Source organism: Shimazuella sp. NTD247 (assembly GCF_059510415.1).
This window is the reverse complement of the sequence record NZ_JCAJZU010000013.1, coordinates 1-11,962: the sequence shown is the minus strand read 5'-3', so window position 1 is coordinate 11,962 and position 11,962 is coordinate 1. Positions and strand designations below refer to the sequence as shown.

Annotated in this window: 13 protein-coding genes and 1 pseudogene; 10 read left to right on the top strand and 4 right to left on the bottom strand. The window is 36.7% G+C overall.

Going from position 1 to position 11,962, the window contains the following annotated elements; all coding sequences use genetic code 11:
• The 3 genes from AC5WOC_RS20940 to AC5WOC_RS20930 are packed head-to-tail and all read right to left on the bottom strand — an operon-like array spanning position 1 to position 1,812.
• Positions 1 to 1,113: a glycosyltransferase gene (locus AC5WOC_RS20940; protein WP_496057370.1), complete on the bottom strand. Its 1,113-nt coding sequence runs from the start codon at positions 1,111 to 1,113 to the stop codon at positions 1 to 3.
• Positions 1,110 to 1,484, bottom strand: coding sequence for a hypothetical protein (locus AC5WOC_RS20935; RefSeq protein ID WP_496057369.1), 375 nt, complete (start codon positions 1,482 to 1,484; stop codon positions 1,110 to 1,112). Before AC5WOC_RS20935 ends, AC5WOC_RS20940 begins: the two co-directional genes overlap by 4 nt.
• A 1-nt stretch (position 1,485) precedes the next feature.
• Complete coding sequence (locus AC5WOC_RS20930) at positions 1,486 to 1,812, bottom strand: alpha-helical endospore appendage domain-containing protein (RefSeq protein ID WP_496057368.1); 327 nt, start codon at positions 1,810 to 1,812, stop codon at positions 1,486 to 1,488.
• A 153-nt stretch (positions 1,813 to 1,965) separates the two neighbouring features.
• Here AC5WOC_RS20930 and AC5WOC_RS20925 point away from each other — a divergent pair, with 153 nt between their 5' ends.
• Together AC5WOC_RS20925 and AC5WOC_RS20920 are read left to right on the top strand one after the other, a co-directional pair.
• On the top strand, positions 1,966 to 2,292 hold the full coding sequence (locus AC5WOC_RS20925) for an alpha-helical endospore appendage domain-containing protein (RefSeq protein WP_496057367.1): 327 nt from the start codon (positions 1,966 to 1,968) through the stop codon (positions 2,290 to 2,292).
• A gap of 63 nt (positions 2,293 to 2,355) precedes the next feature.
• Positions 2,356 to 3,645 (top strand): glycosyltransferase, encoded by a 1,290-nt coding sequence (locus tag AC5WOC_RS20920; RefSeq protein WP_496057366.1) that lies wholly within the window; start codon positions 2,356 to 2,358, stop codon positions 3,643 to 3,645.
• A gap of 118 nt (positions 3,646 to 3,763) precedes the next feature.
• Here AC5WOC_RS20920 and AC5WOC_RS20915 read toward each other — a convergent pair whose 3' ends face one another.
• Complete coding sequence (locus AC5WOC_RS20915; RefSeq protein WP_496057365.1) at positions 3,764 to 4,627, bottom strand: alpha-helical endospore appendage domain-containing protein; 864 nt, start codon at positions 4,625 to 4,627, stop codon at positions 3,764 to 3,766.
• A gap of 281 nt (positions 4,628 to 4,908) precedes the next feature.
• Here AC5WOC_RS20915 and AC5WOC_RS20910 point away from each other — a divergent pair.
• From AC5WOC_RS20910 to AC5WOC_RS20875, 8 genes and pseudogenes are all read left to right on the top strand, one after another.
• Positions 4,909 to 5,313, top strand: a pseudogene (locus AC5WOC_RS20910) (glycosyltransferase family 2 protein); the annotation flags it as partial.
• Between the two features lie 405 nt (positions 5,314 to 5,718).
• Entirely contained in the window at positions 5,719 to 6,819 is a 1,101-nt protein-coding gene (locus AC5WOC_RS20905; protein ID WP_496057371.1) for a glycosyltransferase family 2 protein, read from the top strand.
• Positions 6,816 to 8,441, top strand: a complete 1,626-nt coding sequence (locus AC5WOC_RS20900; protein WP_496057364.1) for a methyltransferase domain-containing protein — start codon at positions 6,816 to 6,818, stop codon at positions 8,439 to 8,441. Before AC5WOC_RS20905 ends, AC5WOC_RS20900 begins: the two co-directional genes overlap by 4 nt.
• A 12-nt stretch (positions 8,442 to 8,453) precedes the next feature.
• Positions 8,454 to 9,089, top strand: a complete 636-nt coding sequence (locus AC5WOC_RS20895; protein WP_496057363.1) for a class I SAM-dependent methyltransferase — start codon at positions 8,454 to 8,456, stop codon at positions 9,087 to 9,089.
• Positions 9,079 to 9,777 carry a glycosyltransferase gene (locus tag AC5WOC_RS20890; protein WP_496057362.1) on the top strand — a complete coding sequence of 233 codons (699 nt, stop codon included), beginning with the start codon at positions 9,079 to 9,081 and terminating at the stop codon, positions 9,775 to 9,777. The genes AC5WOC_RS20895 and AC5WOC_RS20890 overlap by 11 nt, the downstream gene beginning before the upstream one ends.
• 4 nt (positions 9,778 to 9,781) lie before the next feature.
• Entirely contained in the window at positions 9,782 to 10,483 is a 702-nt protein-coding gene (locus AC5WOC_RS20885; protein WP_496057361.1) for a class I SAM-dependent methyltransferase, read from the top strand.
• Position 10,484: 1 nt separating this feature from the next.
• Positions 10,485 to 11,138, top strand: a complete 654-nt coding sequence (locus tag AC5WOC_RS20880) for a class I SAM-dependent methyltransferase (RefSeq protein ID WP_496057360.1) — start codon at positions 10,485 to 10,487, stop codon at positions 11,136 to 11,138.
• Between the two features lie 317 nt (positions 11,139 to 11,455).
• A partial coding sequence (locus AC5WOC_RS20875) for a hypothetical protein (RefSeq protein ID WP_496057359.1) occupies positions 11,456 to 11,962 on the top strand: 507 nt, incomplete at its 3' end.

Genomic DNA, 11,962 nt, shown 5'->3' with positions numbered 1-11,962 from the left:
TTAGGAAGGGTTTTTTATTTTTTCTAATTCTATTTTAGCCAGTTGGTGATCGTGGCATTGACTAAGGCACGTTTCAAGTGCAAGAGTAGCTTTTTCCTTTTGATTTAATTGAATATAACATTTGGCAAGATAGTACCAAGCTTGAAAACTTCCTGCTCCTTTTAAAGTGAGGTGTTGAAGGTTATCTTCTCCTAAAAAAAGACAATGCTGAAATACTTTGATTGCTTCTTTATATTTTTCCATCCCTATAAAGATCAATCCCTTGTAGAAATGAAGATCGACATAATCAGGATAAAGGGCGATAGCTTTATCGATGGCTGGCCAAGCACCATCAAAGCTGTTTAAGGTAATAAGGATTTCATACTTTAACTTATATATAAGTGACGGTGGTGTTTGCTGAGTCTGGATAAACTTTAATATAGATTCATTAATGTATTGAAATGCTTCTTTGTATTCTTGTTTTCGGTAGTACTCATTTGCTAAATGATAATCAATCCAAGGATCTGTATTCGCTTCTTGTTTCATTTTCTCTAGTATATGGATATTTCGTTTGTGTTTTTCTTTTTTGATGGTAATGTCGTTCATATAACCATAGTGGTAAACTTTTACTGGCAAAGTAAACAAATGATCAATACTGCCTAAGACTTCCTGAACATTAAGTTGTTCATGGATTCTATTTCTAAATTGAAAACCCATATGATTTCGAAATAATCGATGATGGTTAATCAAATAAGCATGATCAGGATGAATTGGATAGGAGCCATAATAATTAATTAATTGAATGCCAGCAATATGTTCTTCTGTTTCGGTAAGCACACTGCGCAATTTATTTGCATCTTCTTTCGCAACCTCTTCATCTGCATCTAACCAAAGAATCCAATCTCCTTTCGCATGTTCGAGTCCATAATTTCTTGCAGCTGCAAAGTTATCTTCCCAATCTTTGTGTATTACAATGGCACCTGCCGAATTGCATATTTTTACTGTTTCATCAGTTGATCCAGTATCGACAATAATCATTTCATCTACAACATCTTTTACGCTATTCAGGCAGTTATTAATGAATGCTTCTTCATTTTTGACAATCATACAAAGTGAAAGTTTTTTTCCTTTCATTTCATTTTCCTCCGCCCTTTCTGTACTTGGAATTGAAATAGAGTGTACCCTCTTATCATTTTTTTTGATTGATTGTTTCTATCTTTTAGCATCGCTTTAAACTCTTCTAAATAATCAAACAGATCTACCTGAGATGATTTAGGCTTCAGACTGGATTTGCAGGCAGAACAAATAGCCATTTTGACAGTATATAAATGAAAAATTTCGCTGAAAGTCAGTTTTGCTTTTCCCATGAATAAAGCAGAATGAGTAGATTTTTTTTGTTGGTAAGCTGTTAGCAGCAGTTGATAAGCATGAACAAATTGGTAAATAGCAGACTGAAACTGATTATAAGCATTTATGTATTTGGCATGCGAACGTTCCATATTCATCTTACTCTCCCTCTTTTGAATCGATGGGAGTATCATCACAATCGAAACAATGCATAACGTTTTCAAACTTTCTCAGCAATAACCATTCCTTCATCACAATAACATCCATTAGTTTTAAAACTTCATTGTTGAACTGATTTATTTCCACATTAGAGGGGCACGTGGGGAAGTCTAAATTTTTTCCTACAAATGCTTGTACCTTTTCAGCTTCTGCATGAATCAGATTAGCCAATGCTATTTCTTCTAAAGCAATGGATTCTAATAAATCGATGATTACTTCAGAAAAGGATGGCCGATGTTTTCCATCAGGTATTTGCGGGATACTCATGATTTTCCTTCCTTTCCAAATACTTTTACTCCTATGGTTATGATCAAATATATGGGAATAGAAGCAGATGAGATTTTTTTACAGGACAAACAACTATATTATGAGTAAAGAATATATTGACTTGTAAATGATCCTAAAAAAGGAAGTGAAGATATGTCTCAACCAACTATACCTAATATCACACCGATTATTGGTATTACTCCAGGGCAGACTGTATCACTTTTATTGTCTTCGATTGCTTTCGAGGAATTAGCTCTTGCTCATTTGATCAATGCAGAAGCAGAAAAGATACAATTTGTTTTAGGGACTTTGGATAGAGATAATGATCCTCCAGATAAGGTATCTATCAATGAATTATTGCTTCTTAATGGAAATGTGCGTAGTGTTTTGCAAGATGTGATAAAAAAAGAGATGCTTCTTCAATTTAAGTTTGAAAATATATTGGAATTGATAAGTCAAATTGAAGAACATCATCATTAGAAATTGGAAAAAGACATGATTTTTAATAGTTAACTATTCCAAGATGAAATGGAGGGAGATACATTGAAGGTTGCAATTTTAACCATGTTTAATGGTTTAAATAACACGTATTCTTTAGTGAGTATAGTTGCTGAACAGCTTCGAATGCTTCTGGATGCAAATGTGAAAATCAAATTACTTGTCAGTGAGCACTGTCCAGATCATGAGAGATACGGTGTTTATTTGGATAAGAGAATTGAATGGGTAAAAATTGCAAACCAGATTGATGGAGAACTCATCCATTGGAAAGATTATTCTCAGCCAACTGGGAAAGTTCACGAAAGTTTTTTTAAAGAAGTAGATAGGATAGCAGTTGATTTGGTAGAGAAATTGTCAGATGTGGATGTTTGTTTAATGCATGATATCCATTACCAAGGATGGCATCTTGTTCATAATGTGGCGGTTCGTCAGGCGCAGCAACAATTACCAAACTTGAGATTTTTAGCCTTTACTCACTCCGCACCTGTTAACCGCCCATTAAATGTAGATTGGCCATTTTCAGCTCGCTACACTCCTATGCCAAACACAATTTTCGTATATCCAACTTATTCAGGGATTCCTGCTTTAGCAAAGCAATATGGCGTTCCCGAAGGGGAATGTCAAGTAGTAAACAATAGTGTTGATTTTCTTGGTTTTTTAAGCGATGAAGTTAGAACAGTGATTAAAAATATAGATATACTTTCAGCTGACATTCTTGTTATTTATCCAGGTCGTCTAACTCCAGCAAAAAAATTTGAAAAAGTGGCCTCTCTATGTGGTGCTATCAAAACAGGAAGCGAAAAAAATGTAAAAGTTGTATTCTGTGATTTTTCCAGTAAGGACATCGATCCAAAAACGTATAAAACACTAATTCAACTAGAAGGTTGTGAATCCGGGCTTGATCTCAAAGATATAATTTTTACATCTGATATCGGATTTGAAAGTGGGTTTCCTAGAAAAGGAGTGATGGAGCTTTTTTCATTAGCCAATCTGTTTATCTGTCCCTCGTTCTCGGAATCATTTGGTCTAACGGTATTAGAAGCAGCGAGTCAGGGGAATTTTATTGTTGTGAATGAAGCAGTTCCAGCTCTTGAAGAATTAGGGAAAAAATTAAATGCATTTTTTATGAGATGGGATGCACGTAACTTTGGATATGATACTTCTGAGACTTATCACCCGTCTGAGGAAGCATATTTAGAACATCATGCAGCAAAAATTGTCAATTTGATGAGAGAAAATGCGGTTATACACGCCAAAACTTTGGCCAGACAGAGGTATAGCCCTCAATGGGTATGGAACAATCAATTGGAACCACTTTTAAAAATGACATTATGAAAAAAAGAAATTTTAACAGGAACGATTTTGGCAGTCGATTGAAATATTTAATTCAAAAGGCGACCAATCGGCCACCTATAGCTTAAACGTAACATGAGTTATTACAATTTTTGCGAAACTAGGGACAATTAGTAACAGCTAACTCGTGATTCCCGAGTTTTGATATGGTTGTAAAAAATACGCTTCCGTTGCTCCCAATAATTAATAATGAAATATGTTTATTATTTGTTACGCCATTTAAATCGAGAGTGTATGATACAGGATTTGGACCAAATAAAGCAGTATTAGTGGTATTGCCTTCACCTGTTATGGTCACAATGTCTTTTGGGCAATGCGGGACATGAAAAGTAGTCGCTGTGAATCTGAAAGGATGTATTGTTGCTGTTCCTCCAAAGTCAAATATAAACTGATTATCTGATGTGCAGCTTAAACAAATATGTCCACAAAAAGTCACTGAACCATGTGCATGTGCTGGTTGAGTTACTCCATTAGATACAACAGTTACGTCATTTGCTCCTGAACCTCTTGTAATATTAAAGCTACCACCTGCTGGGCTTGTTACCATACATCCGCATGTTGTTGTAGTTGTCGTAGAAGTGGTGGAGGTAGTAGTTTTTGTAGTTGTCGTAGTAGTTGTTGTTGACGATGTTGTAGTTGTCGATGACGATGTTGTAGTTGTGAGTTGTAAAATATTTTCTAATTTAAATTGAAGGAGCATTTCTTTCTTAATTACTTCCTGCAGCGTTTTGCGGACATCTGTATTTACTGCTAAGAGATCGGAAATAGTTACGTATGGAGGATGAATCGTGTTTTTTGTTTTGGGCAAGGTGCCCAAAACAAATTGTATTTTTTCAGCTTCAGCGTTCATGATATGCGCTAAAGCCAGTTCCTCTAATGCAATGGAACTCAGTAATAAGGAAATAGAATCCTTTTCGGATAAAGAAATCGTCGGAGTTATATTAGGTATATTTGGGAAGCTCACTTGTTCACCTTCTTCATCATTTTTTCCTAATAGTAAATGCAATATAGAGAGTATTGATTGGACTTTTTTCCCTTCAGACTGTTGATGTAATGAAAAAGTAACCATGAAAGGTTTTGCGAGTGAGGAACCCACAGTTTTAATCGGGAATGATAATGAGGTTAAGTTACCACTATGAAAGCCAAAAAATCTGTATGAAGCTTTTATCTCCTCTTATTTTCTGAATAAAATCAACACCTTAAACATATATAATTTGAGGTAGCTTTGGTGATTGGAGGAGTGACATGACCAAGCGCATCTTAATAGGTAGTCCTATTCAACAACAACCCGAAATCCTGCAAGAATTTCTGACATCTCTCACAGAGTTAGATCAGGAAAATTTAATGATCGAATATCGATTTATAGATGACAATATAAGGGACGAATCCAAAGATTTACTTCAAAAATTTGCAAATGATCGGGAAACGGTTGTTATCGATAAATATGAAGGAGAAAAAGGAACCTATCATTGTGATGAATATACGCATTATTGGAAAGAAGATCAGATTTGGAAAGTAGCAGAGATGAAAGATCAAATTATTGCATATGCGATACAAAATAATTTTGATTTTCTTTTTTTGGTTGACTCTGATCTTGTGTTGCATCCTCGTACACTCAAACAACTCATAAAAACAGAAAAAGATATTGTTTCAAATATTTTTTGGACGAAATGGCAGCCGGCTGCATCTGAACTACCACAAGTGTGGTTACAGGATGAATATACACTTTACACCAAACGTCGAAACGAGACATTAACAGAGGAGGAAATTGGACAGCGAACCCATTCTTTTTTGGAGAAGTTACGACAGCCGGGGACATATGAAATTGGGGGACTTGGAGCATGTACCTTAATCTCCCAAAAAGCGCTTGAAGCAGGGGTGAAATTCGCGGAAATACCCAATCTTTCTTATTGGGGAGAGGATCGGCATTTTTCGATTCGTGCAGCTGCTCTCGGATTTTCCCTATATGTAGATACTTATTATCCAGCTTATCATATTTATCGACCGTCTGATTTGACAGGATTACCTACTTTTAAAAGAAGGTGTCGTATTTCCATGAATCAGGATGAGGGAGTAACTATCAGTCTTTGTATGATTGTAAAAAATGAGGAGGATGTACTAGAGAGATGTTTGTCTTCTATTCAAAAAATAGTGGATGAGATCATTATTGTTGACACAGGATCAACAGATCAAACGAAAGAAATAGCAGCAAAGTTTGGTGCGAAAATTTATGAGTTTGATTGGATCGATGATTTTTCTGCGGCTCGAAATTACGCCTTTAGTCTTGCTACAAAAGAATATATTCTTTGGCTTGACGCAGATGATTTTTTGCAGGAAAACGATCAAGTTTCTTTACTATCTCTTAAGAAAACACTTGACCCTGAAATCGACAGCGTAACAATGCATTATCATCTTTCCTTTGATGAAGAAGGAAATGTAACGCATAGTTTAAGGCGAAATCGACTAGTACGAAGAGCTTGTAACTTTCGTTGGATAGGATATGTGCACGAATATTTGGAAGTAACAGGTAACATCATACATAGCGATATTGCTGTCACGCATAAAAAAGATAAAGCATATACGGATCGCAACTTGCAGATCTATCGAAATCATCAGCGCTGCGGAGCTGAGTTTTCCGTTCGTGATTTGTATTATTTTGCAAATGAATTGCGCGATAATGCTTTTTATGAAGAAGCAGTGACCTATTATGAAAAATTTCTTTTTACCAAACAAGGTTGGGTGGAAGATAACATAGCGGCTTGTTTGAAACTTGCTGACTGTTATCATCACTTGTGTGAGTTTGATCAAGAACAACAAGCGATACTAAGAACCTTTCATTTTGATCGACCAAGGGCAGAAGCTTGTTGCCGTGTTGGCGCTTTATTTTTAGAGCAAAATCAATTAGATCAAGCAGTGTTTTGGTACGAACTGGCTACCAAGTTACAAAAACCATATGAAATAATGGGTTCCTTGGATCATGCCTCTTGGAGCTGGCTTCCCCACTTACAGTTATGCTTGTGTTACGACAAGCTGGGAAATAAAGAAAAAGCTATCGACCACAATAATCAAGCTTATTTACTAAACCCAATCCATCCGAGTATTTTACATAACAAAAAATACTTTGAGCAATTAGCAGATAGAGGAGCAACCAAATGAAAGTTATTTATCCAGCAACTATTCATTGGGAAGGCAGTCTTGTCTTTCAACGTCCTCAGCAACTGATGAAAGCTTTTGCAAAATTAGGACATCGTGCAGTTTTTATGGAGTATGGCCGATATGATGGAACAGTTTATTATCGAGATGGTGTTGAAATTTGTGATTGTCGTTCTATTCTTCCAAAAGCAGAGGAATCAACTGTGTTATGGGTAACTCATCCACCTTACTATCGAATGAAAGATACATTTCATGCAGATTTGGTCGTTTTTGATTATATTGATGAAGCAGCAGAAGAATTTTCTGTCTGGAATAACCTTGATCTCCAAAAAGCGATGGAGGCAGCAGATGTTATTACAGTTGTCAGTCAGCGATTATATCATATGGTGAAGCAGCTTTTCCCAGAAAAACCTCTTATCTTGATGCCTAATGCTGCTGATTTTGAACATTTTTGTGATGCAAAAAAGATGAAAGCTCCCCTGGAATTGCAACATATCCCTAAACCTATTTTAGGTTTTATGGGATCTATTGCGTCTTGGATTGATGTTTCGATAGTGAAAGAAGTTGCTAAACAACGCTCTGATTGGTCTATTGTCCTTTTAGGAAATGATTATATAGGTGTAGAAAGCATATTTGCAGATTGTCCAAATGTCTTTTTCTTGGGTAGGAAATTTTATCATGAATTGCCTTCTTATGTTGGGCAATTTGCAGTTGGTATGGTACCTTTTCAAGTTCGCGATATGACACATAGCAGCTCTCCTATCAAAATGTATGAGTATTTAGCAGCAGGAGTTCCTGTTATATCTACTCCTATTCAAGAAGCGGTCGATTGTCCTTATGTTGCGACAGGTGCTACTGCAACAGAGTGGGTAAAGGAAATAGAGCATATCATCGCAAAACACTCCGAAGAACTTCAATCTTTTGCTTTACAAGAATCGTGGGAGGCAAGAGTGAAAGAAATAGAACCGATACTTTCAGACTTAGCTAAAAGCAAGGAAATAAAGAAGGTAGAGCGCCGAGAAACATTTTCTCCAACAACATCAACCTACTGGGATATTCGTTTTTTAACCGATTGGGAAAATCTAAATGGGAGGAATCAAACATCTTTCTTTGCAAATGTAATCGTTGATTATCTCCCAGAGAACATTAAAAAGGAGATTCAAAACTCTTCTTATCATCTCTGTGATGCGGGATGTGCCTTAGGTGATGCGATAACAGTGTATGCCAAAGCTTTTCCGCTTTCCACGATAGAAGGAATCGATTTTTCTACAGAGGCTGTTAACAAAGCACGTCTTTCTTATCCAGAATATTCGTTTCAGGTAGAAAGTATAGATGACATAACAAACGATTATGATATCATTTTTTGTTCCAATGTTTTAGCTCTTTATACAGATCCAATTGCTACATTGGAGCAATTGATGCAAAAAGCAAAGCATTATGTTGTATTGTTATTGCCATTTCAAGCTGAACAGAAAACACAAGAAAATCAAGCTGTTTTTACGTTTGATTCGTTTCCTGACTCAATTGATCAATTTCAGCTTACTACTCTAGAAGAAATAGACTGTGGTAAAATTCCACAATCTTATTGTCAATCCAAACAGGTTTTAGTTGTCTATAAAAAGTAAGGAGTGTATACCTTGCAACAGCCTCCACCAAATAGTGAAGATTATTGGGATATGTTGTTTACCCATACTTGGGAAGCGCGTCGTGGTCGTGATCAAACGATTTTTTTTGCTAATGTGGCACTGGATCATTTTCCAGATTGGTTTAAAGAAGAAATTCATGCTCACTCGTATAGCATGTGTGATGTAGGTTGTGCATTAGGCGATGGAGTGGATGTTTTAATAAAGGCATTTCCCACTGCAAAAGTTACAGGAGTTGATTTTTCTGGGGAAGCAATCAATAAAGCCAAGCAATATTACCCTTCTTATACATTTGCCGTAGCAGATGTTCTACAAATGACCGATCAATACGATATCATATTCTCCTCAAATACATTGGAACATTTTCATGATCCTTTTCCTATTTTGCATAAATTACTACAGCAATCAAATAAGTATTTAGTATTGCTTCTTCCTTTTCAAGATGATACAGGCACTTATGAACATTTCTTTCGTTTTGATTATGAACATTTTCCAGAGAAAATAGATGATTGTCGTTTAACATTTTTAAAAGAAATCGATTGTCGCCTCATGACGAATACGCATTGGAATGCAAAACAGATATTGGTGATATATAAAAAGAAAGAAGGGGAGATATTGTATGACATCTAAAATAACCCTTTCTATGATTGTAAAAAATGAAGCTGATCGTTACCTTCGACAAGTTTTGGAGAGTCATCTACCTTACATTAACGAAGCTGTGATCATAGATGACGGGAGTACAGACGATACAGTGGAAGTATGTAAAGAAGTATTGCATGATATTCCTTTACAACTTATTCAAAATGAAACTTCGCAATTTGCAAACGAAGTTACCCTTCGCAAACAGCAATGGGAAGAGACAGTGAAAACTAAGCCTGAGTGGATTCTAAATTTGGATGCAGATGAAATGTTCGAAGAAAAATTTGCACAGCAAATTGAAGACATACACCAACAGCAAAAGTATGATGCTATCTACTTTCGATTGTATGATATGTGGAATGAAACCCATTATAGAGAAGATAATTTTTGGAAAGCACATCAGTTTTACCGTCCATTTATGATTCGATATCGAGATGACTTGGAGTATACATGGAAGGAAACTGCCCAGCATTGCGGACGTTTTCCCATCGAGGTCTACCAATTTCCCTATTTTTGTCATCCAGCTCGAATTAAGCATCTTGGATGGGCATCCCCCGAAGATCGCAAGAAAAAATATGATCGCTATATGGAATTAGATCCGGAAGGGAAATTTGGCTGGAAGGAGCAATATGATTCCATTTTGGATGAACAACCTCACTTGTTACCATGGGAGGCATAAAGTTATGTTGGTAAAAGATATTGAAAAAGTAATCCAACTTTCTACGCAATCGGGGTGGGGATATGGAGGAATGGCTTTAAGCAGTCGAGCAATTACTCATCTTTGTCGGCGTTTGGAAGTTAGAGATGAACCCTATCACATTTTAGAGCTTGGAGGGGGTCAATCCACTTTATTCTGGAGTGAGTTACTTCATTGTGAATTGTTACCTATTCAAGTCACTACATTAGAACATCATCATGAATGGGCGAAAGTATTGTCTGAACGTGTGGAGAATTTTGATCATATTCAGGTATTCTCTCAAACATTAAAGCAGATAACTGACCAAGAATGGGAAGATATTTTTACAGCGCAGGATCAATCTCTATCTCTTTGGGAGTCCTCTGGAAAACCAGTTTCCTCACAAGATTATGATTTATATACCATTCGTAATACTTTTTATGCAGAAGTCGGAGATTTGCCAATAGAAGAAAAATCAATTGATGTCATGATAGTGGATGGCCCACATGGAAATGGCCGTTCTCTTGCTTATCCCTTATTTCGCAATGTTTTAAAACAAAATGCACTTATCTTAATTGATGATTTTGATCATTATCCTTTCCTTCAAGACCTGCAGAGAGTGTTTTTTTATGATGAGATTTATAGAGAAATATTGGGTCAAGAGCGATGGACATTGGTTCAAATAAAAGAGGAAAAACGGGAGATGTGATATGAGTAAATACGATTCTCGTTTTTTTGTTCATTCGGATGAAAAAACAGATACAACACTATTAAAACTCCCTTATGATTGGTGGAGTCGGTTTTATGAATATGAATGGGCGAGTCAATTTGTAAGCAAAGATGATGTTGTTTTGGATGCAGCTTGTGGATTGTGCCACCCCTTTAAATTTTATTTAACGGATAAATGTCAAGCGGTTTATGCCTGTGACCTTGATCCCAGAATATTAGATCCCGAAGCTATAATACAAGATGTCAAGGCATTTTTTGGCGCAGATGTAGCTGCTCAATTGGATAAATCATATATAAATAGAGTAGATTTCTCTGTAGCAAATTTAAGTGAATTGCCATATGAAAACAACAAGTTTGATAAAATATTTTGCATTTCTGTTTTAGAACATATGGATAAAACTTCACTGTTTGGGGCTTTCCAAGAATTTAATAGGGTGTTAAAAAACGATGGTTTGCTCGTGTTGACTTTTGATTTTCCAGATATTCAATTTGATATATTACAAGAAGCGATAAAGCAGTCGTGTTTAACTTTCTATGGGGATGTTTCCTATGAACTTCCAGAAGACGCACTTTATTCTCGTTTTCACCCTCCTACCCTTTATTGTTTTCGTTCTGTATTGAAGAAAAAGCAATAATAGCCTTTTTCACTCTCCTAATAAAAATTGCAACATACTGATAAATTTTATAGTAGAGGAATAGGGAATAGCGTTCCTGTTTTATTACTAGTTCCTTTATATTTACATCTTGGATTGCCAAAGAAAATGTTTGTCTATTTCCTTTCGTATTAGTAGCTATTTGCACACTTGTGAATAGAATATATATGTATGTTTGGATCGAATGCTCCCAGTGAGAAATATTCGTGTTCCATAACAGTTTTTTGTTGTGTATAAAGGTTTTTAGTCTTGTTGATTTAAAAGGAAATGTTTATAAAAAGAAGAAAGGAGACAGTTATTTGCCATATAAATGGGATATCAGAGAAAAAATTGGAGCTATTGGCGCTATTACTCCTTTAGATATAATCATACTCCAAGTAACCGGTGAAACTGGAGCTACCGGAGCCACCGGAACGACTGGAGTTACAGGCCCAACCGGCCCAATAGGACCTACTGGAGTTATTGGTCCAACCGGAGCCACCGGAGCCACTGGAACGACTGGAGCAACAGGAGATACGGGAGCCACCGGGACGACTGGAGTTACAGGCCCAACCGGCCCAATAGGACCTACTGGAGTTATTGGGCCAACTGGAGCCACCGGAGCCACTGGAACGACTGGAGCGACAGGAGATACGGGAGCCACCGGATCTACTGGAGTTATAGGCCCAACCGGAGCCACTGGAACGACTGGAACGACTGGAGCGACAGGAGATACGGGATCCACCGGACCTACTGGAGTTATAGGCCCAACCGGCCCAATAGGATCTACTGGAGTTACAGGCCCAACCGGCCCAATAGGATCTACT